22 protein-coding genes and 3 pseudogenes are annotated in these 25,581 nt (G+C 72.2%); 7 read left to right on the top strand and 18 right to left on the bottom strand.

Features of this window, described 5'->3' with window-relative positions; translation table 11 throughout:
• Positions 1-2 precede the first annotated feature (2 nt).
• From HNP84_RS32270 to HNP84_RS32285, 4 genes are read right to left on the bottom strand one after another with little or no spacing between them, the layout of a single operon-like run.
• Positions 3-1,421 carry an aldehyde dehydrogenase family protein gene (locus tag HNP84_RS32270; RefSeq protein ID WP_185053716.1) on the bottom strand — a complete coding sequence of 473 codons (1,419 nt, stop codon included), beginning with the start codon at positions 1,419-1,421 and terminating at the stop codon, positions 3-5.
• 33 nt (positions 1,422-1,454) lie between these two features.
• Positions 1,455-2,966: a class I adenylate-forming enzyme family protein gene (locus HNP84_RS32275; RefSeq protein ID WP_185053717.1), complete on the bottom strand. Its 1,512-nt coding sequence runs from the start codon at positions 2,964-2,966 to the stop codon at positions 1,455-1,457.
• A gap of 7 nt (positions 2,967-2,973) precedes the next feature.
• Complete coding sequence (locus tag HNP84_RS32280) at positions 2,974-3,285, bottom strand: hypothetical protein (protein ID WP_185053718.1); 312 nt, start codon at positions 3,283-3,285, stop codon at positions 2,974-2,976.
• Positions 3,286-3,329: 44 nt separating this feature from the next.
• Complete coding sequence (locus tag HNP84_RS32285) at positions 3,330-4,481, bottom strand: CaiB/BaiF CoA transferase family protein (RefSeq protein WP_185053719.1); 1,152 nt, start codon at positions 4,479-4,481, stop codon at positions 3,330-3,332.
• 237 nt (positions 4,482-4,718) lie between these two features.
• Here HNP84_RS32285 and HNP84_RS32290 point away from each other — a divergent pair.
• Positions 4,719-4,991 (top strand): annotated as a pseudogene (locus HNP84_RS32290) (SDR family NAD(P)-dependent oxidoreductase); the annotation flags it as partial.
• Positions 4,992-5,129: 138 nt separating this feature from the next.
• Here HNP84_RS32290 and HNP84_RS32295 read toward each other — a convergent pair.
• On the bottom strand, positions 5,130-6,017 hold the full coding sequence (locus HNP84_RS32295; protein ID WP_185053720.1) for a VOC family protein: 888 nt from the start codon (positions 6,015-6,017) through the stop codon (positions 5,130-5,132).
• 55 nt (positions 6,018-6,072) lie between these two features.
• Positions 6,073-7,257 carry an acyl-CoA dehydrogenase family protein gene (locus HNP84_RS32300; protein WP_185053721.1) on the bottom strand — a complete coding sequence of 395 codons (1,185 nt, stop codon included), beginning with the start codon at positions 7,255-7,257 and terminating at the stop codon, positions 6,073-6,075.
• Between the two features lie 306 nt (positions 7,258-7,563).
• On the opposite strand from HNP84_RS32300, the pseudogene HNP84_RS56850 reads away from it, so the two are divergent.
• From HNP84_RS56850 to HNP84_RS56855, 3 genes and pseudogenes are all read left to right on the top strand, one after another.
• Positions 7,564-8,256 (top strand): annotated as a pseudogene (locus tag HNP84_RS56850) (alpha-L-rhamnosidase N-terminal domain-containing protein); the annotation flags it as partial.
• A gap of 16 nt (positions 8,257-8,272) precedes the next feature.
• On the top strand, positions 8,273-8,962 hold the full coding sequence (locus tag HNP84_RS53770) for a family 78 glycoside hydrolase catalytic domain (protein ID WP_246518978.1): 690 nt from the start codon (positions 8,273-8,275) through the stop codon (positions 8,960-8,962).
• Positions 8,917-9,624: pseudogene (locus HNP84_RS56855) on the top strand (alpha-L-rhamnosidase-related protein); the annotation flags it as partial. The gene HNP84_RS53770 and the pseudogene HNP84_RS56855, both read left to right, overlap by 46 nt.
• 260 nt (positions 9,625-9,884) lie before the next feature.
• Here HNP84_RS56855 and HNP84_RS32310 read toward each other — a convergent pair.
• The 5 genes from HNP84_RS32310 to HNP84_RS32330 all read right to left on the bottom strand — a co-directional run bounded on the left by HNP84_RS32310 (position 9,885) and on the right by HNP84_RS32330 (position 15,167).
• Positions 9,885-10,508, bottom strand: coding sequence for a TetR/AcrR family transcriptional regulator (locus HNP84_RS32310; RefSeq protein WP_185053723.1), 624 nt, complete (start codon positions 10,506-10,508; stop codon positions 9,885-9,887).
• Positions 10,509-10,565: 57 nt separating this feature from the next.
• The gene (locus HNP84_RS32315; protein ID WP_185053724.1) at positions 10,566-10,778 is read right to left on the bottom strand and encodes a hypothetical protein; all 213 of its coding nucleotides are present in this window, start codon (positions 10,776-10,778) and stop codon (positions 10,566-10,568) included.
• Between the two features lie 68 nt (positions 10,779-10,846).
• A complete protein-coding gene (locus tag HNP84_RS32320) occupies positions 10,847-12,013 on the bottom strand; it encodes a 3-ketosteroid-9-alpha-monooxygenase, oxygenase component (protein ID WP_185053725.1) in 1,167 nt (388 codons plus the stop codon).
• 116 nt (positions 12,014-12,129) lie between these two features.
• A complete protein-coding gene (locus HNP84_RS32325) occupies positions 12,130-13,614 on the bottom strand; it encodes an MFS transporter (RefSeq protein ID WP_185053726.1) in 1,485 nt (494 codons plus the stop codon).
• Between the two features lie 95 nt (positions 13,615-13,709).
• On the bottom strand, positions 13,710-15,167 hold the full coding sequence (locus tag HNP84_RS32330; RefSeq protein ID WP_221337013.1) for an FAD-dependent oxidoreductase: 1,458 nt from the start codon (positions 15,165-15,167) through the stop codon (positions 13,710-13,712).
• Positions 15,168-15,410: 243 nt separating this feature from the next.
• On the opposite strand from HNP84_RS32330, the gene HNP84_RS32335 reads away from it, so the two are divergent.
• Both HNP84_RS32335 and HNP84_RS32340 read left to right on the top strand, forming a co-directional pair.
• Positions 15,411-15,653 (top strand): hypothetical protein, encoded by a 243-nt coding sequence (locus HNP84_RS32335; protein ID WP_221337014.1) that lies wholly within the window; start codon positions 15,411-15,413, stop codon positions 15,651-15,653.
• Positions 15,625-17,187, top strand: coding sequence for an FAD-dependent oxidoreductase (locus tag HNP84_RS32340; protein WP_185053727.1), 1,563 nt, complete (start codon positions 15,625-15,627; stop codon positions 17,185-17,187). Before HNP84_RS32335 ends, HNP84_RS32340 begins: the two co-directional genes overlap by 29 nt.
• Before the next feature lie 58 nt (positions 17,188-17,245).
• On the opposite strand, the gene hsaA is transcribed toward HNP84_RS32340, so the two are convergent.
• From hsaA to HNP84_RS32370, 6 genes are all read right to left on the bottom strand, one after another.
• Positions 17,246-18,412, bottom strand: coding sequence for a 3-hydroxy-9,10-secoandrosta-1,3,5(10)-triene-9,17-dione monooxygenase oxygenase subunit (gene hsaA / locus HNP84_RS32345; protein ID WP_185053728.1), 1,167 nt, complete (start codon positions 18,410-18,412; stop codon positions 17,246-17,248).
• Positions 18,413-18,435: 23 nt separating this feature from the next.
• Positions 18,436-19,458, bottom strand: a complete 1,023-nt coding sequence (gene dmpG / locus HNP84_RS32350; protein WP_185053729.1) for a 4-hydroxy-2-oxovalerate aldolase — start codon at positions 19,456-19,458, stop codon at positions 18,436-18,438.
• Positions 19,459-19,473: 15 nt separating this feature from the next.
• A complete protein-coding gene (locus tag HNP84_RS32355) occupies positions 19,474-20,373 on the bottom strand; it encodes an acetaldehyde dehydrogenase (acetylating) (RefSeq protein ID WP_185053730.1) in 900 nt (299 codons plus the stop codon).
• Between the two features lie 26 nt (positions 20,374-20,399).
• Entirely contained in the window at positions 20,400-21,215 is an 816-nt protein-coding gene (locus HNP84_RS32360) for a 2-keto-4-pentenoate hydratase (protein WP_185053731.1), read from the bottom strand.
• A 101-nt stretch (positions 21,216-21,316) separates the two neighbouring features.
• The gene (locus HNP84_RS32365) at positions 21,317-22,351 is read right to left on the bottom strand and encodes a ferredoxin--NADP reductase (RefSeq protein WP_185053732.1); all 1,035 of its coding nucleotides are present in this window, start codon (positions 22,349-22,351) and stop codon (positions 21,317-21,319) included.
• Complete coding sequence (locus HNP84_RS32370; protein ID WP_185053733.1) at positions 22,348-23,238, bottom strand: alpha/beta fold hydrolase; 891 nt, start codon at positions 23,236-23,238, stop codon at positions 22,348-22,350. The genes HNP84_RS32365 and HNP84_RS32370 overlap by 4 nt, the downstream gene beginning before the upstream one ends.
• A gap of 249 nt (positions 23,239-23,487) precedes the next feature.
• Here HNP84_RS32370 and HNP84_RS32375 point away from each other — a divergent pair, with 249 nt between their 5' ends.
• A complete protein-coding gene (locus tag HNP84_RS32375) occupies positions 23,488-24,057 on the top strand; it encodes a flavin reductase family protein (RefSeq protein ID WP_185053734.1) in 570 nt (189 codons plus the stop codon).
• Between the two features lie 12 nt (positions 24,058-24,069).
• On the opposite strand, the gene HNP84_RS32380 is transcribed toward HNP84_RS32375, so the two are convergent.
• Positions 24,070-24,957, bottom strand: coding sequence for an IclR family transcriptional regulator (locus HNP84_RS32380; protein ID WP_185053735.1), 888 nt, complete (start codon positions 24,955-24,957; stop codon positions 24,070-24,072).
• Positions 24,958-25,581: the final 624 nt, after the last annotated feature.

Genomic DNA, 25,581 nt, shown 5'->3' on the forward strand with positions numbered 1-25,581 from the left:
GGCTAGAGCTGGACGGACTTGATCTCGCAGAACTCCTCCAGCCCGTAACGCCCCATCTCGCGGCCGATGCCGGACTGCTTGTATCCACCGAAGGGCGCCAGGGGGTTGTAGGCGCCGCCGTTGACGGTGATGGTGCCCGTCCTGACCCGGCGGGCGAAGTTCAGCGCGCGATCCGGGTCGGCCGACCAGACCGCCCCGGACAGGCCGTAGCGGGAGTTGTTGGCGATCCGCAGCGCCTCGTCGTCGTCGCGGAACGGGATCACCGACAGCACCGGCCCGAAGATCTCCTCCTGGGCCACCGTGGCGTCGGGATCGACGTCCGCCAGCACGGTGGGGGCGATGTAGTGGCCGCGGTCGAACCCGGCCGGCCTGGCCGGCCCTCCGGTGACCAGGCGGGCCCCCTCGGCCAGGCCGGTCTCGATGTAGCCGCGGACCCGGTCGAGCTGAACCGCCGACACCAGTGGCCCCAGCTTCGTGGCCGGGTCGAGCGGGTCGCCGGGGCGGTAGCCCTCGGCGATCCGCTTCGCCAGCTCCACCGCCTGCTCGTACCGGTCGGCGTGGACGAGCAGGCGAGACCAGGCGACGCACGCCTGACCGGTGTTGAGGAACGCGTGCGCCACGCCGACCTTGACCGCGGTCTCCAGGTCGGCGTCGTCGAGGACCACGTTGGCGGACTTTCCGCCCAGTTCCAGGGCGACCTTCTTGATGGCGGCCCCGGCGAGCCGGGCGACGCGCGAGCCCGCCCGCACCGAGCCGGTGAAGGACACCATGTCGACCTCGGGATGGGCGGCCAGCGCCTCGCCGGCCACGGGGCCGTACCCGGGCACCATGTTCACCACGCCCGGGGGGAACCCGGCCTCGTGCACGGCGTCCATCAGCAGGTAAGCCGCCAGGGGCGCGACCTCGCTGGGCTTGATCACCACGGTGCAGCCCGCCGCCAGGGCGGGAGCCAGCTTGCAGGTGATCTGGTGCAGCGGGAAATTCCACGGGGTGATCGCGGCGACGACGCCCACCGGCTCACGCAGCACCAGGGAGTTGCCGATCCTCTCCTCGGCGATGCCTGCGGCGATCATCTCGGCGTACCCGCCCACCACGGTCCGCGGCAACCTGGCCTGGCTGCGCAGGGACGCGGTCAGCGGCGTCCCGACCTCGCTGGTGACGGTCCGCGCGATGACGTCCTCCCGGCTCGCCAGCGCGTCGTGCAGGCGCCGCAGCCCGTCCGCCCGGGTCGCGAAGGACGTCGCGGACCAGGCGGGGAACGCGGCACGGGCCGCCCGCACCGCGAGGTCCACGTCCTCGGCCGTGCCCGCGGGGACGGCGCCGATCCTCTCCTCGGTCGCGGGGTTCTCCACCTCGATGACGCCGTCCCCGCGCGGGGCCGTCCACTCCCCCGCGATGTACAGGGCCTTGCGCTCCTCCATGCCTGCTTCCTCCAGATTCCGCCGCCGAACAGGTCAGCCGGCCTGCGGGCCGCCGCGCCCCGCCTCGTGCTCGGCGCGCAGGACCCTGCGCAGCACCTTGCCCAGGTCGTTGCGCGGCAGGGTCTCGCGGAACGTGACGTGCGCGGGCACCCGGCTGGAGCGCAGATGGGCCGCGACCCACTCCTTGAGCTCCTTCTCGCCGACCTGCCGGCCGGGACGCGGGACCACCGCCGCCGCCACCGCCTCCCCCCACTGCTCGTCCGGCACGGCGTACACGACGGCCTCGGCCACGCCGGGGTGCTCCATGAGGACGTCCTCGATCTCCCCGGGCGACAGGTTCTCGCCGCCGCGGACGATGACGTCGTCGAGCCGTCCCTCGACGAACACGTAGCCCGCGTCATCGATCCAGGCCGCGTCGCGCGTGCGGAACCAGCCCTCGCCGTCGAGCAGCGACGCCCGGGCGTACTCGCCGGAGACCTGCGGGCCGCGCACCCACAGCTCGCCCCGGACTCCGGCGGGCAGGTCCCGGCCGTCGGCGTCGCGCACCACCATCTCCACGGCGGGCAGTGGCCGGCCCACCGAGTGCAGACGCCTCCGGACGGCGGGATCGCCGGAGGCCAGCGCCGCGCGGTGTTCCTCCGGCCCCAGCACCGCGATGGAGGAAGTGGTCTCGGTCAGGCCGTAGCCGTTGACGAAGTCCACGTGCGGCAGCAGTTCCAGCGCGGTCCTGATCAGGCCCGCGGGCATCGGGCCGCCGCCGTAGGACAGGTGGCGCAGGCTGGGCAGGCCCCCGCCGTCGGCCTGCAGCACCTTGACGATCCGAGCCAGCATCGTCGGCACCACCATCGCGTGGGTGACGTCCTGCTCGCGCACCAGGTCCACCCAGGCGCGCTCGTCGAAGTCGGGGAGCTGGACGATGCGGCGTCCGCTGTAGAGGTTGGTCAGAACGCCGGCGATGCCGGCGATGTGGTACGGCGGGACGCTCATCAGCGCGGCCTCGTCCGGCCCCGCGGACAGGAGATCCGTGGCGTTGAGCACATACGAAGTGAGATGCCGGTGCCGCAGCACGGCGACCTTCGGGTCTCCCGTCGTGCCGCTGGTGTGCAGGAACACGGCGGCTGCCTCGGGGTCGCCGGGGGCGGCGTACGCCGGGGCGCCGCCGGATGCCGCCAGGCCGATCAGGTCCTCGACGGGCGTGGCGCGGACGCCCTCGTCCGCGCCCACCAGGTCGCAGGTGACCTTGGGTCCGACGAGGTCGGCGGGGAGCTGCCCGCGTATCTGGCGCTCCAGGCGGTCGGCGGCCAGCCGGTAGCTGAGCGGCGCGAACGGCCGTCCGGCCCGGGCGGCGGCGAACAGCGCCACCGGGAAGACCTCCGTCGCGGTGCCGGTATACAGAACCGGCCGGTCGCCGCCGCCGAGCCGCGCCGCCGCGCCGTCGGCGAGTTCCAGCAGCCGCGCGTACGTCAGGCCCTCGGCCCGGTCGCCGATGGCCACCCGGTCACCGTCGGCGGTCGCGACGATCTCAAGCAGCGTGAGGATGTTCATGCGCGCCCTAGTCCGAGGAGGGCAGCGCCTTGGCCGCCTTGACGGTCAGCTCGGACTCGCCCAGGCTCAGCCGGCCCGCTCCGCTCCTGGTGCACAGCACTTCCAGCCGGCCGCTCTCGTCGGTGTAGCGCTTGCCGATCGCGACTGTGCCGTCCGGCACCTCCCCGGCGAGGTCAGGACGATCCGGGACGGGCGCGTCGGCCGCGACCACGGCCACACCCCCGCACCTCAGGTCCACGTCACCGGCGAGCGCGCGGATGACGATGAACTCGGCTTCCGACACCGCGCTCCTGAGCCTCAGCCCTGGTCGTAGCTCCATCTCCCACCCCTTCCATGAGTACCGATGCGGCGGCACTCCGCCCGTCACGCGGTGACCCCGTCGGCCCGCAACCGGGCGATGGCCGCCTCGTCCAGGCCGAGTTCGGCGAGGATCTCGGCGGTGTGCTCACCGGGGACCGGCGCGCGATCCGGTACGGGAGCGGCGGTCCTGCCGAACCGGGGCGCCGGCGCGGGCTGGCGCACACCGTCCACGTCCACGAAGGTGCCGCGGGCCGCCAGGTGCGGATGTGACGGGGCCTCCGTCAGGCTGAGCACCGGCGCGAAGCACACGTCGGTGCCCTCCAAGGTCTCGCACCACTCGGCGCGGGTCCGCGTGGCGAACACCTCCGCGAACCGCTTTCGCAGGCTCTCCCAGCGGGTCCGGTCATGCTGGGGCGCCTCGGCGGGGTCCAGGCCCAGCGCCTCCACCAGCCGTGCGTAGAAGCGCGGCTCGATGGCGCCGACGGAGATGTACTCGCCATCGGCGGTCTCGTACACGCCGTAGAAGTGCGCGCCGGAGTCCAGCAGGTTGGTGCCGCGTTCCGTGGACCACCTGCCCTGCTGCGCAAGTGAGTAGAAGAGGCCGGTGAGCATCGCGACCCCGTCGGCCATGGCCGCGTCGATGACCTGTCCGCGGCCCGACGCGCGAGCCTCCAGCACGGCACAGACGATCCCGAAGGCGAGGAACATTCCGCCGCCGCCGTAGTCGGCCAGCAGGTTCAGCGGAGGGACCGGTGGTCCGCCCCGCGCGCCTATCGCGTGCAACGCCCCGGTGGGGGCGAGGTAGTTGATGTCGTGACCGGCCATGGCCGCGTACGGGCCCTCCTGCCCCCACCCGGTCATCCGCCCGTAGACGAGGGCGGGGTTGCGCGCCATGCACTCCCCAGGGCCGACGCCCAGCCTTTCGACCACCCCCGGACGGAAGCCCTCCAACAGGGCGTCCGCACCCTCGGCCAGGTCGAGGACGATGCCGGCCGCCCGAGGGTCCTTCAGGTCGAGCGCGATCGAGCGGCGGCTGCGGCCGAAGACGTCAGTCGCCGGGTTGTCCCGGCGAGGACCCGTGCCGGTCACCCGATCCACCCGGATGACGTCGGCCCCCATGTCCGCGAGCATCGTGGCCGCGAACGGCACCGGTCCCTGCGCGGAGAGCTCGATGACCTTCAGCCCGGCCAGCGGGCCGCCCTGTCGGAGCGTCACGGCCGCATGACTCCTGTCTTCGCGTATATGATCGGAAATAAAATATCAAAGACGCGCGATCAACGGCAATACGGGACGCATCCTGGAGACGTCACGGCTCTTCGATTCCCGTGCCCTGTCTGGCAGTCCTGCCCACCGGGACTGGCGATCAGATGCCCGCGCACGCGTCCTAGCTTCAGCAATGGCAGAAGGCGCATGCCGAACGCCGTATCCGAGGATCGGCGAAGGACGACAGGCATGATCGAGAGAGGCGTGTACGGGCCGTGGGCCGTCATCGCCGGCGGGTCGGAGGGAGTGGAGGCGTCGTTCGCGCTCCTGCTCGCCGACGCCGGAATCGACCTCGTGCTGATCGCGCGCAAGCCGGCACCGCTCGCCGAGACGGCCGCGCGGGTGCGGGCGAAGGGCGTCGAGGTCCGCACCGGGGAGCTCGACCTGACCGAGCCCGGCGCGCTCAAGGCCGTCCGCTCGGCGACCGACGACGCCGAGGTAGGTCTGTTGATCTTCAACGCGGGTGCCAACAGCTACGGCCACGAGTTACGAGCGCGTGCGGCACCAGCCGCGAGCCCCGGAGATCGGCTCCGCTCCGGGGCCCGCCACGGATTACGGGCGCCGATCAGCCTGTTACCGGCCGGTCACCCGCATCCGAGATCAACTGAAGTCCCACTTGTGGCCCCAGTAGCTGTCGGCGGTGATCTCCTCGGCGGTGTAGGAGGTCTCGTCGACCAGCATCCCGTCGCAGCCGACCTCCAGGTCCCACCCACCGGGAGTGCGGACGTAAAAGGAGATCATCTTGTCGTTGGTGTGCCGGCCCAGCGTCGAGGAGATGTGGTAGCCCCCTGTCGTCACGCGGTCCAGCGCCCTGCCGACCTCGTCCAGGGTCTCGCACTCCACCATGATGTGCACCAGCGCCGGTGACTTGAGGTCGGGCGTCGGCATGATGGCCAGGCTGTGATGGCGGGGGTTGACGCCCATGAACCGCAGCCGGACGGGGCCGTACTCGGGCGGCGCCGGAAGGCGGAAGGCGCCTCGGGGGAGGAAGCCGAGCACTTCGGCGTAGAAGCGGTAGGCGCCGTCCAGGTCGGCCACGGGCACGACGACGTGGCCGAGGCCGAGTTCGCCGGTCACGAAGCGGTTGCCGAACTTCGTCGCGATCGGGCTGTGGTCCAGCGCGGGGCCGTAGAAGATTTCCACCGGCGTACCGCCGGGGGCCTCGAAGGCGATGCCCGCCTCGACCCGGCGGGTGTCGGCGTCCTCCTGTGACAGCGGCTTGGTCGCGATGCCGGCGGCCTCGACGGCCGACTGCACGCGCCGTAGCGCCAGGTGGTCCCGCACCTCCCACCCCACGCACTCCACGCGGTCCTCATCGCCCGGCAGGATCACGATCCTGGCGTGCCGCTCGTCCATGCGCAGGTGCAGGGCCTCGGCCTCGGGGCCGGTCCCCTCGGCGAACCCGATCGTGTCGAAGGCGAACGTGCGCCACGCGTCGAGGTCGGTGGCCCGGACGCGTACGTAGCCCAGCGAACTGATGTCGGTCATGGCCTTCTTCCTTGCTTGTAGGGGGTCGTCTTCGTTCGTACGGCGTCCCAGGGCGTCAGATGAGCAGGCGCAGCGTGCCCTGCGGCTCCACGCCCATCTGGGTCAGCGCCGTGGAGTGGTAGATGGCGCCGGGGATGTGGATCGCGTGCTGCAGACCGACGTGCGCGTCGCGCCAGAAGCGCTGCATCCGGTTGTTGCGGCGTACGGCGTTGCCGCCCGAACGGGCGAAGATCTCGTCCACCGCCGACACCGCGCGCCAGGCGCAGCGCACCTGGTTACGCCGGACGACGGACCGGTCCTCGAAGCTGATCGGCTTGCCCGCGTCGGCCAGGTCGTAGAGCCTGCTGATGCCGTCGAGCAACTGGACCCGGGACGCGGCGATCTCCGACGCCGCCTCGGAGATCGCGTACATCGTGTACGGGTCGTCCTTGACCTTCGTGCCGATGGCCATCACGCGGTCGCGCTGGTAGTCCAGATGGGCGGCGAGCGCGCCCTCCGCGATGCCGATCACCGCGGCGGTGATGCCCAGGGGGAACATCGCCCAGAACGGCAGCTTGTACACCGTCTCGGTCCGGCCGGCCCGCTCGGCGGCGACCTCTCCGGCGGCGACCTCCTCGGCGTCGATCGTGCGGTAGTCGGGGATGAACGCGCCGTCGACGATGATGTCCTTGCTGCCGGTGCCGCTCAGCCCGATGACGTCCCAGGAGTCGTCCACGATCGTGTAGTCGGCGCGCGGCAGCACCACGTGCATGGACCTGACGGGCTGCGCGGGCTTGCCGTCGGCGTCGCCGACCAGCGCCCCGAGGAAGATCCAGTCGCAGTGGTCGGTGCCCGAGGAGAACTGCCAGCGCCCGTTGAGGACGTATCCCCCATCGACCGGGGTCGCCACCCCGCCGGGCATGTACGGCGAGGCGATCCACGTGTTCGGGTCCTCGCCCCACACCTCCTGCTGGAGGCGCCGGTCGCACAACGCCATCTCCCACGGGTGGACCCCGCCCACGCCGCACACCCAGCCCGTCGAGCCGCACGCCTGCGCCACCGCCATCACGGCCTCGGCGAAGTCGCGGGGATGCGCGGCATATCCCCCGAAGTCGCGCGGCTGAAGCAACCGCATCACCCCGGCCTCGCGGACCAGTTTGACGCTCTCGTCCGCCAGCTTGCCCAGGCGCTCGGTCTCGTCCGCGACCGCGGCCAACCGCCCGGCGATCTCCTCTACCCGGGTAACGACTTCGTGCGCCACAAGGCACCTCCGGACTGAATCGAGTGGAGCGCAGGCCGCCACCGTCCATGGCGGCTCGCTGACGCTAAGCCGCGTCGACCAGCCGATTCCACGCACATCCCGCTGATCGGGACTCCCCGGCCGGGCCCATCCGTCGCCCCTCGGGCTCCGAGGCCGGATGACCTTCGATGTGCCCTGGAGGCGCTACTACCACGTGTAAGTAGCCGCCTTACACACCCGCCCTCACCCTGCGCAGCCGGCGCACGCTGCTCGGCGGCCTGATCGTCCTGCGCATCAAGTCCGTCCGCGAACTGGGAGCCCGAATTCGTGAACAAGCCAAGCCGTCTGAGAGTCGACCATCTCAGTGAAGTGCTGGGGACGGACGTCGCCCGTCCGTGCCTGTCCTGGTGGCTGCCGCCCAGGTCGAAGCGGCAGGTCGCCTATCGGATCCGGGCTCAGGACCGGGACTCCGGCCGGGTCGAGAGCGACCAGAGCGTGCTCGTGCCCTACGCCGGGCCGGAACCCGCCGCCGGTCAGCGGGTGACCTGGCGAGTCAAGGTATGGACGGACCTCGGCGAGAGCGACTGGTCGGAGCCGTCGTTCTGGGAACGGACGATCGGCGCCTGGACGGCTCGCTGGATCGAACCGGCCGAGGAGAAGACACCCGAACCCGGCAGGCGTCCCGCCTACCTGCTGCGGCACGAGTTCACCCTCGGCGGCGTCCCGGACAGGGCGCGGCTCTACGCCACGGCGCACGGCATCTACGAAGTGTTCGTCAACGGCGTCCGCGTCGGCGACCACGAACTCGCGCCGGGTTTCACCGCCTACCGCTCCCGGCTGCACGTGCAGACCTACGATGTCGGCCCGCTGCTGCGGCCGGGGCCCAACGTCATCGGCGCGGTCCTGTCGGACGGCTGGTTCCGTGGCCGGACCGGCTACGAGCGGATTCCCGACGGGTACGGCTCACGCACCGCCTTCCTGGCCGAACTGCACGCCGGCGACACAGTGGCCGGCACCGGCCCGGACTGGAGGTCCAATGGACGGCCAGGACGTCGACTTCACCCGCGCGATCCCGGGCTGGTCGCAGCCGGGCCTGGACGTCAGCGGCTGGGCACGGGTGGGCCTGCCGGACCTCACGGCCGAGGGCAGGCTGACCACCAGCCCCGCCCCGCCCGTCCGCCGGGTGCAGACGCTCGCGCCGGTAGCGATCACCAACCCGCGGCCCGGCGTCCAGGTGGTCGACTTCGGGCAGATCATCAATGGCCGGGTGCGCCTGACCGCGCCCGCTGGGCAGGTCACCCTGACGCACGGCGAGGCGCTGGGGCCGGACGGCGACGTCACCATGGAACACCTGGCCGCCCATGACCACGCCACCGGAACGAGGTTGGACACCGGGCAGCGGGACCGGGTCACCGGCGACGGCGGCGAGGTGTTCGAGCCACGCCACACCACCCACGGATTCCGCTACGTGCGCGTCGAGGGGCACGACGGCCCGCTGGAGATCGAGGCGGTGGTCGTCCACACCGACCTGCGCCGCACCGGCTGGTTCCGCTGCGGCGACGTGCGGATCAACCGGCTGCACGAGGCGGCGGTGTGGAGCTTCCGCGGCAACGCCTGCGACTCCCCACCGACTGCCCGCAGCGGGAGCGCGCCGGCTTCACCGGCGACTGGCAGATCTTTCTGCCCACCGCGGCCTACCTCTACGACGTCGCCGGCTTCTCGGTGAAGTGGCTGCGCGACCTGGCGGCCGATCAGTGGCCGGACGGCCGCGTGCCCAACTGGGTGCCAGACCCTCACCACGCCCGCCGTTCGGAGGAACTGTACGCCCACATGCAGGGTTCGGCCGGGTGGGGCGACGCTGCGGTGATCGTGCCCTGGGAGACCTATCTGGCCTACGGCGACACCCGGATCCTGGCCGAGCAGTACGACTCGATGAAGGCGTGGGTCGCCTACGCCGCGACGATGGCGGGCAGCGGCGAGGGCCACCGGCGCTTCCTGTGGGACAGCGGCTTCCACTGGGGCGAGTGGACCGAGCCGGACGAGGAGACGCCCTCCTACCTCACCGACCAGACGGTGGTCGCCACCGCCTACCTCTACCTGTCGTCCCACCTGCTCGCCCGCATCGCCCGGATCCTCGGCGAAAACGCCGACGCGCAGCACTACGAGACCTATGCCGCCGGCGTGCTCAGCGCCTGGAGGACCGAGTTCATCGCCGCCGATGGCTCCCTGACCGTGGACACGCAGGCCACCCACGTGCGCGCGCTCGCCTTCGGCCTGGTCCCCGACCACCTGCGGGCGCGGACCGCCGAACGTCTCGTCGCCCTCATCCGCGAGGCCGGCACCCACGTCGGCACCGGTTTCCTCGCGACGCCGTACCTGCTTCCCGTACTGGCGGACACCGGGCACCTCGACGTGGCCTACGATCTGCTGTTCCAGGACACACAACCGCAGGGCATGTCCGTCTTCGAGCTGCTGGACCTGTCGGGGGCTGCCGGGGATCGAGGCGCTCCAGGAGGAGGACGCCCGCCGCCGGCGCCCCGAGGCCCGCTCCGTGCTCGACGCCCTGTGGGACCTGAACCCGGACATCCGGCACGTCGCGCTCGCCCCGGACGCGCCGCCCTTGGGTGCCGGCCCGGGGTGAGGCTACGTCACCTCGCCGCGCCAGGCCGGGAGAAGTACGGGGCGAGGATCAGGCGGGCGCCCAGGCGGACGTCGGCCTCGGCGCCGGATGCGGTCATCTGGCCGTTGAGGGTGGCCACCAGGCAGCCCCACCAGCAGTACAGGAGCAACCGCGCGACGCTGACATCGCGGTCGGTGGGGTGCTCGACGCCGAGGGTGCGCAGGACGATGCCGCCGAGCAGGGAGCGGGACAGCTCGGCCTCGGCGATCGTGGCGGCGTTGTGGGTGGCGGTGGCGGCCTGCAGCATCGCGGCGGCCAGGGACGGGCGGAGCAGGAGGTGGCCGCTCAGGCCGACCAGGAAGTCGGCGGTCTCCTCGACGGGGTCGCCCCCCTCGGCGGGGCGGCGCGTCTCGGAGTAGGCGCGGATCTCGGCGTGGAAGACCGCGGTGAACAGGTGGGTCTTGGAGGGGAAATAGCGGTACAGGGTGGCGATGGCCACGCCGGCGTCCTTGGCGACGTCGTGCATCTGCACCGCGTCGAATCCGTGGCGGGCGCCCAGTTCGGCCGCGGCGGCGATGATGCGCTCGCGGCGGGCGATCTGGTTACGGGAGGACGGCGCCGCCGCGGCTCGCGCTTCGGCGATTCTCGGCACGGATCCCCCTGTCCTCGCCGCTGGCTTCCGGGTCCTTCATCGTATCGCCGGGGGCCGTCACATGTCGGCGACGGGGACGAGGCCGCGGCGCACGCCGGTCTCGATGCTGTCGCGCAGCCGGGTGCAGGTCGGGACGGTGCCGCGGTCGCTGTGGCCGCTCAGCTCGACGCACCGCCCGGTGTCGGTCGTCCACTGGACGAGGGTGTGGGCGAGGGTGTTCTTCTTGACCAGGACGCACGAGCCGCAGGCGTGGCAGGACACCGGGTGCATGGAATTCTCCTCCGAAGACGGGTGCGGGGTGGTGGCGCGCGGGCGCCACCACCCCGTGATGGCGGGTGTCAGGCGGACGCGGGGGTCAGGCCCACCGTCTTGCCGCTGGCGAGGTTCTCCTCGACCTCCCGCTGCCAGAACGTGTTGGCGCGGTCGGTGTCGATCTCGAACTCGAAACGCTGGACCATCTCCGGCGTCACGTCCTCGACGTCCACGTAGAACTGCTCGTACCAGCGGCGGAGCTGGTAGACCGGGCCGTCCTCCTCGCACAGCAGCGGGTTGTCGATCTTGGCCTTGTTCCGCCAGATCTCGACGTCCTGCATGAAGCCGGTCTCCACGCCCTTGGCGAAGCTCTGCGCCATCGCCTGGGCGGTCTCGTCGGAGACACCCTCGGGCTTCTTGACCATCGCGCCCCACTGGAGCACGAAGCTGGTCGGGGTGACCGGGTAGTGGCAGTTGATCAGCACGGTCTCGATGGTCCTGCCGCCCGCGGTGTTCCACAGGTAGTCGATCATGTACGACGGCCCGTAGTACGCCGCTTCGGAGCGCCCCTGGCTCTCCCCGGAGGAGGAGTAGTTGGTGCCGAGGTTGACGTCCGGGCGGGGCTTGCTGTTCATGTACTGGCCGGCGATGTGGCCCTCGAAGACGTTCTTGAAGTAGGTCGGGAACGCGTAGTGGATGTAGAAGAAGTGGGCCATGTCCACCACGTTGTCGACGATCTCCCGGCAGTTCGAGCCCTCGATGAGCACCCGGTTCCAGGTCCAGTGCGTCCATTCGGGCGAGCCGACGCCGGCGATCTCCGGGATCGTCACCTCCGGCGGGGGCGGGTTGCCCTGGGGGTCGTGCCAGACGAAGAGCTGGGCGTTGCGCTCCAGCGTCGTCCAGACCTTGGTGCGCGCACGCGGCGGCACGCGGCGGGCGTACGGGATGTTGACGCACCGGCCGTTGCCCGCCCAGCGCCAGTCGTGGAAGGGGCAGGCGATCTCGTCGCCCTTGATCTCGCCGCGGCTCAGGTCGCCGCCCATGTGCGGGCAGTAGGCGTTGAGCACGTTCAGCTTGCCGGTGCTGTCGGCGAAGACCACCAGCTTGGTGCCGAAGGCCTCGACGGAGTGGGGCTTGCCGTCCCGGAACTCCTCCGCGAGCCCCAGGCAGTGCCAGCCCCGGGCGTAGCGGGCCGGGGGTGCGGCCGCCTCGATCACGCGAACTTCGTCACCGGCCGTCTGCGCTGACGTCATGGAATCTCCTTTGCCGTCCGATGGGTCCGGGCCGGCCTCGCTGCCCTCAGGTCCTTCATGTTGCGAGGCCGGCCGTGGGCGGTGGTCTGGTCTCCCGCTGACCGGGACCCCAGCGCTCAGGACGCCGCGGTGGTGGTCGCGGGGGGCTCGGGCAGGGTGTCGGGGACCGCGGCGAGGGTGGAGTCCTGCCTTCGGGTGCGCAGGACCGTCACCGCGAGCAGCAGCCCGGCGAGCACCAGGCCCGCCATGAACAGGCCGCCGGCCTGGAAGCCGGCCGTGCTGTAGACGACGAGGCCGTCGGGGGTGCGGGTGGCGAACTGCGCCAGGATGACGAACAGGACCACGGGCGTGACGCTGGAGAAGCCGCTGTAGCCCACCTGCACCATGCCGGCGATGGAGCCTTGCTTGTCGGCCGGGGCTCCCGCGATGACCAGGCCCGGGATTGAGCCGTAGCACAGGCCGGAGCCGGCGCCGAACAGCAGGGCCGCGATGAGGACCTGGACGAAGGTGTCGTGGTTGAAGGCGATCTGCAGCCCGCCCAGGAGCAGGCAGCCGAGGCCGATCTTCATCAGCGTCGCGCCGCCGGCCCGGTTGAGCAGCCGGCCGACGACGACGCCCATCACGACCATGGTCAGCGCCTGCGGGGCGGAGATGGCGGCGTACTCGGTGGCGGTCATCCCGAGGCCGTAGTCGCCGCCGAGGGCCCTGGGGGTCAGCGCGACCAGCGGGGCGATCGAGGCGGACACGGCGGTCGCGCCGTAGGCCGTGGCGGCGGTCACCGCGGCGAGCAGGATCGGCCGGCGGGTGAATATCCGCAGGTCCACCAGCGGCGCGGAGAACGTGAGCGAGCGCACGGCGAACCCGGTGAGCAGCAGGGCCCCGGCGGCGAAGGCGCCCAGCGTGCTCGCCGAGACCCAGCCCCACGTGCTGCCGAAACTGACGCCGACGAGCACGACGCCCAGGCCGGAGCCCAGCAGGCCCGCGCCGGCGAAGTCGACCCTGGACGGGACGCGCAGCGGACTCTCCGGCGTGGTCAGGAGCAGCAGCGGCGTGAGGATCGCCATCCAGGCCACGTCGAAGGCGAACAGGCCGCGGAACCCCCAGGTGTCGATCAGCCAGCCGATGAGGAACGGCGTGCCGACGGAGAAGACGCCGATGCCGGTCATCGAGACCGCGGTGGCCAGCGGCAGGATCGACCGCGGATACACGTCGCGCATCAGCGAGTAGGTCAGGAACATCGTGGGCAGCACCGCGCCCTGGAGCAGGCGGCCCAGGACGAGCACCCAGAAGGCGGGCGCGACCGTGGCGGCGAACGCGCCGGCGAGGCTGACCAGCAGGCAGACGACCATCATGCGGCGCTTGCCGTGAATGTCGGCCAGCTTGCCGACCAGGGGGCACAGCACGGCCCCCGACAGGATGAAGCCGGTCAGCAGCCAGCCTCCCTGGTCGGTCTTGAAGTGCGTGGTGATCGCGGGCAGCGCGGTGTTCACCAGGCCGTACCCCAGCGCGGTCCCTTCCATGATCATGACCATGGTCACCGTGGACAAGACGAGCCTCGGGGTCCACCCGCCCGCTTCTGCCGCCGTGTTCGTCGTACTCATTGCCGTGCCTTTCCGGACAACGTGGCGATGGAGGGGGTCGGGCGCGGGCCGCTCCCCCGGCGTCGCGTGGACGACCGCGGTGCCGCGCGTGTTCGTCAGTGCGTGATGAGCGCCGCCGCCCTCCCGGCGCGGCGGCCGAAGAAGGTCGCGTCGCCCAGGGAGGTGCCGCTGCAGTAGCCCCAGGAGGGGATGCCGCTGGTGGTTCTGCCGGCGGCGTACAGCCCGGGGATCGGCTCGCCCTCGACGTCGAGGACCTCGCCGTGCGGGGTGGTGTGCAGGCCGCCGACGGTGAAGACTCCGGACGGGGTGTCGCGGAGGTCGAGCACGCCGTACGGCGGGACGAGCGGCTTGAGCCAGCGGGCCGACTTGTGGCAGACGGGGTCGCGGCCCTGTTCGGCATTGGCGTTGTAGACCGCGACGGTGTGCGCGAGCACGCCGGGGGCGAGACCCATGTGGCCCTCCAACTCGGCGAGGTCGTCGCTGACCCAGGTGGCCTCGGCGATGTGGCCGGAAGACGCGCGCACTGCCTCGTCGATCTCGCCGTCGTAGAGCAGGAAGACCTGGCGGCCCTGCCCGAACAGCGCCGCCTGCCCGACCCGTCCGGGGTAGGTGTCCTCGTTGATGAAGCGGTGCCCGCGGGCGTCCAGGAGCAGCGACCGGCACAACAGCGCGGGGTCGGCGGGGAAGGACGCCTGCCCGGCCTCCATGTGCCGGACCGCCGCCCCGGCGGCCTGGGCCATGCGGATCGCGCGCCCGTCGTCGTGGTCGGTGCCGACCAGGAAGTTGCCGACCAGCCGGGGCGCGTGCTGGGCCAGCATCGGCGCGTTCGCGGCGAAGCCGCCGGCGGCGAGCACGACGCCGCGCCGGGCGCGCAGGAAGTGGCGCTCGCCGAAGGCGGTGACCTCGATCCCGGCGATCCGGCCGCCGTCGGTGACCAGTCGTTCGGTCCGGGTGTCGTAGCGCACCTCGGCGCCGGAGCCGCGCGCCGCCGCCGCGAGGCGGTCCATGAGCATCCACCCCGCCGATCGCTCGCCCGGCTTCTTTCCCTCCATGTGCACGATGTGGCCACGCGGCGCGGGTGGCACCAGGCCGGCGTACGGGTGGGCGTTCTCGCCGCCGGTGTACATCAGGGCGTACCCGGTCGGAGCCTCCCAGGAGGGCTCGGTCCACAGCCCGCCCTCGAACCGCACGCCGCAGCGGACCAGCCAGTCGAAGTGCTCCAGGCTGCCCTCGCAGTAGGCGGCCAGCTTGTCCTCGGCGGGGTCGGGTCCGGTGGCCAGCTTCAGGAAGGCGTACATCGCCTCGGGGGTGTCCTCGACGCCGCACGCCTTCTGCACCGGGGTGCCGCCCCCGAGGTAGATCTCGCCGCCGGACATCGCCGTGGCTCCGCCCCAGCCGCCGGCCGCGTCCACGGCCAGGACGTCCGCGCCCGCCCTGGCCGCCTCGATCGCGGCGCTCGCCCCGGCGCAGCCGAAGCCCGCGACGATCACATCGGCCTCCGCCGCCCAGCTCGTGACCCGCTCCGCGGGCATCGGGGCCGCGGGCCCGTTCACGCTGTGTCCTTTCGCCGATCGAGCACGACCTGCACCTCCGAAACGGGTCTCTGCACTGGCGGCAGACACTACGAGTGAGGTGGCCCATCTCACACCGGGGTCCCGGTGAATGGGACCCACGGCGGAACGGCGCCGGCCGGTCGGCGCGGGGTCCTGCTGAGCGGGATCGGCGCCCTGCCGGGCGCGCGGCGGTGTCTACCGTCCGCGTACCCGAGTCATCGTTCACGTCCGGACGGAGTGCCCATGGAGCCACCCTCACAGCGGTGCGGCCGCCGCCCGGTCCTCGACCCGTTCGGCGCGGTCATCCCCGGTCTGTACGCCGCGGGCTCGGTGAGCTCCCCCCATAGCCGGGCGAAGGACGGCGGGTTCCACATCGCCGACGCCCTCGCCTTCGGACGGGTCGCCGGCCGCTCGGCCGCCGCGGCCTCCGCCACGTCGACCAACCTGGAGGACATCAGTGCCAGTGCAGCCGGAACAGTGGGATGAGACGGCCGACGTCGTCGTCGTGGGCTCCGGTGGAGCCGCGCTGACGGCGGCGTACACCGCCGCGGCGGGCGGGTTGCGCACCCTCGTGCTGGAGAAGACGGAGTTCTTCGGCGGCACCAGCGCCTATTCGGGCTCGGGGCTGTGGCTGCCCGGCAACCAGGCCCTGCGCCGGGCCGGCGTGGAGGACAGCGTGGAGCTGGGCCTGGAGTACTTCCGGGCCGTGGTCGGCGACCGCACGCCGGCCACGCTCCAGGAGGCGTACGTCTCGACGGCGCCGGAGCTGGTGGAGTTCCTGGAGCGCGACCCGGCGATCGAGTTCGAGTTCGTCCCGTTCCCGGACTACTACGCCGCCCCGGGACGCAGCGGCAACGGCCGGGCGATCTTCCCCAAGGCGCTGCCCGCCGCCGGCCTCGGGGCCAGGCTGGGCGAGCTTCGCCCGCCGATCTCCATCGACCAGTTCGACGTGCCGCAGGACCGGGAGACGCTGATCGGCGGTCAGGCGCTGGTCGCCAGGCTGCTGCTCGCCCTCGACGGCACCGGCAGGGCGGAGCTGCGGACCTCAACCAGGCTGCGCTCCCTGCTGGCCGAGGACGGCCGGGTCGTCGGCCTGCTCGCCGAACGTGACGGCCGGGAGCTGCGCGTACGCGCCCTACGCGGCGTGATCGTGGCAGCCGGGGGGTTCGAGAACAACGCGGAGCTGCGGCGGCGGCTGCAGGGCCTGCCCACGGCGGACTGGACGTCCGCGGCGCCCGGGTCGAACACCGGCGACGCGCTGGCCGCCCTCCAGGCCGTGGGCGCCGCGACGGACCTGTTCGACGAGGCGTGGTGGTGCCCGGCCCTGCTGTTCCCCAACGGCCGCGCCGCGTTCACCCTCGGCGTGTCCGGGGGGATCTTCGTCAACGCGGCGGGCGAGCGGTTCGCCAACGAGTCGCTGCCGTACGACCGGATGGGGCACGAGATCCGGGCCGGTCACGCCACCGGCGTCTCGCACCTGCCGACGTGGTGGATCTTCGACGGGCGGTTCGAGAACGCGCCGGGCCTGTCGCAGCCGGCGCCCGACCCGGACGCGTTCCGCGCCGCGGGCCTGTGGCACACCGCCGGGACGCTCGCGGACCTGGCGGAGCGGATCGGGGTGCCCGCGGACGTGCTGGGCAAGACCGTGAGCCGGTTCAACGGCTTCGCCGCCTCCGGCGTGGACGCGGACTTCCACCGGGGCGAGGACCCCTACGACCGGTTCTTCGCCGGGGGCACAGGCCCGAACCCGTGCCTGGTCCCGATCGAGCGGGCGCCGTTCCACGCGGTGCAGATCGTGCTCGGCGACCTGGGCACCAAGGGCGGCGCGCGCATCGGCGTGGACGGCCAGGTGCTCGGCGAGGACGGGAACCCGATCCCCGGCCTGTACGCGACCGGCAACTCGGCCGCGTCGGTCGCCGGGCACGTCTACCCAGGGCCGGGCGTGCCGCTGGGCTCCGGCATGGTCTTCGGCTACCGGGCCGCCCTCCGGCTCCGGGAGACGGCGGCGACGGCCGGATGAGAGGCGTGCGGCCCCGGGCCGTTCCGGCCGGGCCCGGGGCCGCACGCTCGGACGCGTTTCAGATGAGGTCGTCCTCGACGGTCAGGCCGAACGCGTCCCGGCCGTACATGCCCAGGGCGCGTTCGACCTCGTTGGCGACGTGGACGCTGCCGGCGTGCGCGTCCCGCCAGGCCCGCTCGATCGGGTTGCCACGGCCCAGCGAGTTGCCGCCGGCGGTCTTGAACAGGATGTCGATCGCCTCCAGCGCCCGCTCGGTGCCGCGGACCTGGTCGCGGCGGGCGCGCAGCCGCAGCTCCATCGGGATCGGCTCGCCCCGAACCGCGTGCTCGTACGCCTCGCGCACGTTGCGGTCGGTCTGCAGGACGGCGGCGTCGATCTCCGAGGCGGCGCGGGCCACCGCGACCTGGGCGAACTGGTCCTCGGCGAACCGGCCCCCGCCCAGGCTCAGGCGTACGCGGTCGCGCATGGCGCGCACGTAGGACCGGTAGCAGCCCGCGGCCATGCCGATGACCGGGGCGGTGATCGCGGTGGTGAAGACGGTGCCGAACGGCATCCGGTACAGGGGGCCGGGGTTCACCTTCTGGCCGGGGCCGCGGAGCTGCGCCTGCTCGTAGTTGCGCATGACGCGGTGGCGGGGCACGACCGCCCGCTCCACGACGATGTCGTTGCTGGCGGTGCCGCGCAGCCCGATCACGTCCCAGACGTCCTCGACGGTGTAGTCGGCGCGGGGGACGAGGGCGGTCATGAAGTCCACCGGCCGGCCCTGCTCCCCCACCACCAGGCCGCCGAGCAGAGCCCAGGACGCGTGGTCGCAGCCGGAGGAGAAACGCCACCGGCCGGACAGCTCGTAGCCGCCCTCGACGGGGGTGAGCCGCCCGACCGGGGCGTAGGAGGAGGACACCAGCACGTCCGGGTCCTCTCCCCAGACCTCCCGCTGCGCCGCGTCGTCGAACAGGCCGAGCTGCCAGGGGTGCACCCCGAGCACGGAGACGACCCAGCCGGTGGACCCGCAGGCCGCGGAGATCTCCCGGACGACCTCGAAGAACCGCACCGGGTCGCTCTCCACGCCGCCGTACCTCCTGGGCTGGAGCATCCGGAAGACCCCGGCCCGGACCAGCTCGCGGATCGTCTCCTCCGGCACCCGCCGCTCGGCGTCGGCCCGCGCCGCCCGCTCGGCGATGCCCGGCAGCAGCGGGCGGACGGCGTCCAGGACGTCGGCGCTCATGCGGGCCTCTCCGATCAGGGAGGTCACCGCTTGGCGGCGAGGGCGACCGCGATCTCGATGAGCTGGTCCTCCTGGCCGCCGACGAGCTTGCGCCGCCCGGCCTCGATCAGGATCTCCGCGCCGGACACGCCGTACTTCCTGGCCTGGATGTCGGCGTGCTTGAGGAAGCTGGAGTAGACGCCGGCGTAGCCCATCGTCAGCGTGAGCCGGTCGAGCAGGCACTCGCCGTCCATGATCGGGCGGACCACGTCCTCGGCGGCGTCGATGATCTTCAGGGTGTCGATGCCGGTGCGGATGCCCAGCTTCTCCGCGACCGCGACGAACGCCTCGACCGGGGTGTTGCCCGCCCCCGCGCCGAACCTGCGGGTGGAGCCGTCGATCTGCAGGGCGCCGGCGCGCACCGCGATGACCGAGTTGGCCACGCCCAGGCCCAGGTTCTCGTGGCCGTGGAAGCCCACCTGGGCGTCGGAGCCCAGCTCGGCCACGAGGGCGGCGATCCGGTCGCCGGTCTGCTCCATGATCAGCGCGCCGGCCGAGTCCACGACGTACACGCACTGACAGCCCGCGTCGGCCATTATGCGCGCCTGCCTGGCCAGCACCTCCGGCGGCTGGCTGTGCGCCATCATCAGGAAGCCGACCGTCTCCAGGCCCAGGTCCCGGGCCAGGCCGAAGTGCTGGACGGAGATGTCGGCCTCGGTGCAGTGGGTGGCGATGCGGCAGATGGACGCGCCGTTGTCGGCGGCCTCCCGGATGTCGTCCTGGAGGCCCACGCCGGGCAGCATCAGGAACGCGATCTTCGCGTTGCGCGCGGTCTTCACCGCGGCCTTGATCAGCTCCTGTTCCGGGGTGTGGCTGAAGCCGTAGTTGAACGACGAGCCGCCGAGCCCGTCGCCGTGGGTCACCTCGATCACGGGCACGCCCGCGTCGTCGAGCGCGGCGACGATGGACTGGACGTGCTCGACGGTGAACTGGTGCCGTTTGGCGTGCGAGCCGTCGCGCAGCGAGGAGTCGGTGACCCGGATGTCGAGGCCGGCGCTGTATGGCATTCGATCCCCCTGTGACTAGGAGCGCTCGGAGAGGATGCGCCGCGCGAAGCCCTCACCGACCTTGGTCGCGGCGGCGGTCATGATGTCGAGGTTGCCGGAGTACGGCGGCAGGAAGTCGCCCGCGCCCTCCACCTCGATGAACACCGCGACGCGGGCGAGGCCGCCGCTCACCTGGGTGGGGTCGTCGAACTGCGGCTCGGCGCGCAGCCGGTAGCCCGGCACGTACGCCGCCACCTGGGCGGCGACCTCCTTGATCGAGACCGCGATGGCGTCGCGGTCGGCGCCGGGCGGGATCGAGCAGAACACGGTGTCCTGCATGAGCATCGGCGGCTCGGCGGGGTTCAGGATGATGATCGCCTTGCCCCTGCGGGCGCCGCCTATGGTCTCGATCCCGCGCGCGGTGGTGCGGGTGAACTCGTCGATGTTCGCCCGGGTCCCCGGGCCCGCCGACGGTGAGGCCACGCTGGCGACGATCTCGGCGTACTCCACCTCGGCGATCCTGGAGACGGCGTGCACGATCGGGATCGTGGCCTGCCCGCCGCAGGTGATCAGGCTGACGTTGGGCGCGTCGAGGTGGGCGCCGAGGTTGACCGCGGGCACCACCGCCGGGCCCAGCGCGGCCGGGGTGAGGTCCACGGCCTGGATGCCCAGCTCCCGGTACTTCGGGGCGTTCTCCTTGTGCACGTACGCCGAGGTCGCCTCGAAGACGATGTCCGGCCGGGCGGCGCCGAGCAGCCGGCCGACCCCCTCGGAGGAGGCGGTCAGGCCCGCTTCCTCCGCCCGCTTCAGCCCGGGGCTGCCGGGGTCGATGCCGACCATCCAGCGCGGTTCGATGACGTCGGAGCGCAGCAGCTTGTACATCAGGTCGGTGCCGATGTTGCCCGAGCCGACGATGGCGGCGGTCGCCTTGGTCACGGTTTCCCTCTCTTCTCGCGGGGCGCTCATTCGAAGCGGGCGGTCACGGAGCCCAGCCCGGCGAACTCGGCCCGGAAGGCGTCGCCGGGGCGCGCGTCCACGGCCCTGGTGCAGGAGCCGGGGAGGATGAGGTGCCCGGCCTCGAGCTTCACGCCGAAGGAGGCCACCTTCCTGGCCAGCCACGCCACCGCGGTCGTCGGGTCGCCGAGGACGGCGCCGGTGTCGCCCCGGGCGATCTCCTCCTCGGCGCCGCCGGGGCCGGTGGCGTACAGCACGGCCTCGATGGCGGCCAGGTCGATGCCGGCCGCCGCCAGCTCGGCGGGGGTCTTCCGGGCCTCGCCCAGGATCACCCCTGCCGAAGAGGCGTTGTCGGCGATGGTGTCGGCCAGGCGGATGCGCCAGTCCGCGATCCGGCTGTCGATCAGCTCCAGGCTCGGCACGATGTAGGCGGTGGCGGCGAGGACGTCCTCCTCGGTGCACCCCTCTCCGGGCAGACTCGCCCCGAGCACGTACCCGATCTCCACCTCGACGCGCGGGTAGCAGTAGCGGTCCGCCTTGATCGGCGTGTCCTGGGCGAGCACCATCGTGTCGAGCAGGTGGCCGTAGTCGGGCTCGTCCACGCCCATCATCCGCTGCATCACCGGTGAGGAGAGCCCCACCTTGTGCCCGTGCACCCGGGCCCCGGCGGCGAGGCGGCGGCGGATGTTGACGAGCTGGATCTCGTAGGCGTCCACCACGTCGATGTCCGGGTACGCCTCGGTCAGCGGCTCGATCGGCGCCCGGTCGCGCTCGGCGGCCCACAGCCGCTCGGCCGCGGACGCGCGCTGCGCCCCATCCAGCATCCGGTTCCTCCCGGGTCGATGTCGGTCGATGCGAACGACGGCCAGGTTCTCCCACCTGGCCGGCGCGCGGTGGCGCGTCTCCCGCTCAGTGGGAGCCGGGGTCAGCCGTCGTAGGTGACCCGGACGCGCTCGGTGAGCGGGAGCGCCTGGCAGGACAGGATCAGGCCGTCGGCGAGGTCCTGCCGGTCGAGGACCGTGTTGCGCTCCAGGGTGACCTCGCCCTCAAGGAGGGTGCAGGCGCAGGCGCTGCACGAGCCCTCGCGGCAGGAGTACGGCGCCTCCATGCCGGCTTCCAGCAGCACGTCGAGCAGCTTGTTCGCCCGCGGCCAGGCGAGCGTGCGCTTCTCACCGTCCAGCTCGACCTCGACCGTGCTCACCGGGCCGGAGTCGTCCAGCACGGTTCCGGGCCCGGCGAACGGGTCGGCGGCCAGCGACTCGAAGCGCTCGACGTGGACCCTGCGCTCGGGCACGCCCAGCCCGGCCAGGGCCCCGGTCGCCAGGTCCATGAACGGGCCGGGGCCGCACACGAACGCGTCACGGCCGGCGTACGGGCGGGACAGGGCGGCCAGTCCCGGAGCGGTGGGCAGCCCCTGCACGGACTCCAGCCAGTGCACGACGGTCAGCCGGTCGCCGTACTCGGCGGACAGGGCCACCAGCTCGTCACGGAAGATCACCGAGTCCTCGTCACGGTTGGCGTAGATCAGGGTGACGGCTGCGCTGCCGCCGCGCAGGCAGGACTTGAGTATCGACATCACCGGCGTGATGCCGCTGCCGGCGGCGAGCAGCAGCAGGTCGTCGTCGAGCGAGGCGGGGGTGAACGTCCCGGCCGGACGCAGCACCTCCAGCACGTCCCCTTCCGCGACGTTGTCGCAGATCCAGTTGGAGCCGTAGCCGTCGCGGGTGCGCTTGACCGTGACCTTGAGCTTCTCGTCGCACACCGGCGAGCTGCTCAGGGAGTAGCAGCGGGCCGCGCCCTCCGGGCGGGAGGTGGGGACCCGGATGGTGAGGAACTGACCGGGCCGGTAGGCGAAGCGGGCCGGATCGCCGCCGGCGGGTTCGAGCACGAGGGAGTGCGCGTCGCGGGTTTCCCGGACGACCTCGACGACGCGCACCTTCAACGGTCCGGGCCGGGTCATGCCGCGCCTTCGCCGGAGCCCGAGTCGTCCTTCCTGGTCAGGAAGGCCAGTACGACGCTCTCCCAGGCGGTCTTCTGCTCGATCATCACCCAGTGGCCGCAGTCGGGGAAGACGTGCAGTTCGACGTCGGGGATGGCCCGCATCGGCAGGATCGCCATGTCGACCGGGCTGACCCGGTCGTCGCGGCCCCACGTGATCAGGGTCTTGGCCTTCAGCCTGTGCAGCATGGCCCAGTACGGCGGCGTGTCCGCGGCCTGGGCGGCCTTCATGGCGGCGGTGAAGGCCGCCTTGCCGTACATGCGGCGGGCGCTCTCCAGGGTGGCGGGTTCGGTGGCCAGCGCCCACCGCTCCTCGATCAGCTCCTCGGTGACCAGCGCCGGGTCGTACACCATGGACTCCAGCCACCGGACCAGCCGCTCCCGGGTGGGCTCGTCGGTGAACTCCATCAGGAGCCTGATCCCCTCGCCGGGGGCCGGGCTGAACAGGTTGCGGCCCAGGCCGCCGATGGTGACCAGCCGGCGTACGCGGCCGGGGTGGGCGATGGCCACCTGGGCCGCCACGATGCCGCCCATGGAGTTGCCGATCACGTCGACCTCCCGCAGGCCGAGGCCGTCGAGGAAGCGGATCACCGCGGCGTTCGCCGCGAGCATGGGATGCTCGCCCGTCGGGTCGCTCACTCCGAACCCGGGGAACTCCAGGACCAGGCAGCGGAAGTGCTCGGCGAGGACCGGGAGGTTGCCGCGGTAGTTCCGCCAGCCGGTGACCCCGGGCCCCGAGCCGTGCAGCAGGAGCAGCGGCGGCCCCTCGCCGGCCTCGTGGTAGCGCAGCACACCCTGGTCGGTCGCGAGTTCCCGCGCCGTCGAGTCATAGGTCAGCTCGGTGGGCATTCATCCGTCCCGTTCATCGCAGTGTCGGCTCCGGGGGAAGGTAGCCCGCGCACCGGACGGGCAGGGCGATCCTCCCGATGAGCGAGACCGGGTCCTGCCCCGCCGGGTGGCGGCCGGACCGCCCGGCCGCGTACCGCTCCCCTTCCGCTGAGCGGGACCGCCCCTCCCGGGCACCGGCCGGATGTCCGTAGCGTCATAGCCCGAGGCCGCCGCCGGGGCGGCGTCGCGACGGGTATCCGAGGTGAGCACATGACAGCCGAGACCGCCGAGACCGCGCTCCCGCCTGGCCCCGCCGAGCTGCGGCGGGCCATGGGGTTGTTCGCGAGCGGCGTGACCGTCATCACCGGCCTCGACGACGGCGAGCCGGTCGGCTTCGCCTGCCAGGCGTTCGCGTCGGTGTCCCTGGAGCCGCCGCTGATCCTGTTCTGCGCCGACCACGGCGGGCGTACCTGGCCCCGGATCAGGAGGTCCGGGCGGTTCTGTGTGAACGTGCTGGCCGAGGACCAGACGGACCTGTGCGGCCGGTTCGGCTCCAGGACGGGCAGAAAGTTCGACGGCCTGGACTGGGAGCCTTCCCGGTGGGGGGCGCCGATGCTGCCCGGAGTGCTGCTGCGGGTGCACGCCGAGGTGGGTGACGTACACGTGGCCGGGGACCACGACGTGGTGATCGGCCGGGTGCTGGAGGTCGAGCCGGGGACCGAGCGGCGTCCCATGGTGTTCTTCCGCGGCGGGTTCGGCATCGACGGCTGCCGGGAGGTGGACGCGCCTCAGGCCGTGCCGGACCCCGGCCTGTGGGCCTGGGCGGACCACTGGGGGTAGCGCCGCGGCGGGTCACAGCCAGTCGTCGTCCTGGCCCAGGGCGAGCCACCGGTTCATGGTCTCCGGCGACCACGTGCCGCCGGGCACCCGGGCGGCGTGCCGGGACCGGCCGCGGGGGTTGTCCAGGCCGGGGAAGAGGGCGAGTGACGCCTGCCGCGCCGCGTCCACCACGAGCGGCGCGACCTTCTCCAGCGGCGTACGGGCGTCGCCGACGAGGGAGATGCCGGCCACCGGGCCCTCGTGGCCCCGGATCGCCGCGGCGACGCAGGAGATGCCGGGAAAACTCTCTCCCCGCTCGAAGGCGAGCCCTTGCCTGCGCCGGATGCGGTTGAGTTCCTGGTGCAGGGTCGCGATGTCGCCGATCGTCCGGCTGGTGAGCCGGACGATCTTGCCGTCGACCAGTTCCTCGACGCGTTCCGGCTCCAGCCAGGCGAGGATCGCCTTGCCGACGGCGGTGGCGTGCGCGGGCGCCCGGCCGCCGACTCGGGAGGGCACCGACAGGGCGAACCTCCCGCCGACCTTGTCGAGGTAGAAGACCTCCGGGCCGTCCAGGACCGCCAGGTGGACGACCAGCCCGGTCCTCATCTGCAGGTTGTGCAGCAGCGGGGCGGCGGCGGCGCGGATCTCGCCATGGCTTCCGTCGCCGCGCCCGAGCGCCCGCCTGCCGAGGCTGTAGCCGAGGGAGGAGTGCTCCAGCCAGTTCAGCCGGACGAGCTGGTCCAGGATGCGGTGGGCGGTGGAGCGCGGCAGGTGGGTGCAGCGGGCCACGTCCTCCAGCGTGAGATGGGTGAAGCGGCCGTCGAACGCGTCGATGATCAAAGTCATCCGCTCGACCATCGAGGGCGGGAGCTCTCGCCGCGCGGGCGCGGCCTGGCCGGGCTCAGCAGAGAGAGCGCTCATCACATCTCCCCAAAACTGAAATGAATTCTTGTTGCGAATCTAGCAACGGGATGGGCCACTGGGAAGGGACGAACCTCGCTAACCTGGGACGATTTACACAGAGCATGCGAAGGCCGGGGGAGGACGGATCGCCGCGCGCGGCCGCCGGGCCGGATCGGCGCCCTGACACCCGTCGCCGTTCGCGCGGCCGATGCCGAGGAGTGTGGGAAGGATCCATGCTCGCACTCCCGGCAGCCAACGCCCGCCACATCCCAGACAGGCGGCAACTGAATCCGATTCACGGCATGTGTAACATGGCGCCGAGAAGTGCGTCAACGGACACGATGCCGTCACATTGCCGCAACAGCCGAGACGGCCGGCACCTCTGCCCCTTGACCGCCTACGAGCAGCGTGTTTGGCTGAGCAGGAGTCCGACGCACCGCTCCGGCCGCACCCGGCCGGCCCGGCCGCCCGCCATCCGTGGCACAGTGAACCACGTTCAGATGGACAGGCCATCGGATCGGACAAAGGAGGACCCGTGCTCTGGGTTGCGATCATCGGGCTGGTGATGACCGTCGCGGCCGTGGCCGTGGCGGCACGTCGCGTGGTGTGGCTCTACAAACTGGCCACCGTCGGCCAGCCCGC

It is taken from the genome of Thermocatellispora tengchongensis (assembly GCF_014202315.1).
Lineage (GTDB): Bacteria > Actinomycetota > Actinomycetes > Streptosporangiales > Streptosporangiaceae > Thermocatellispora > Thermocatellispora tengchongensis.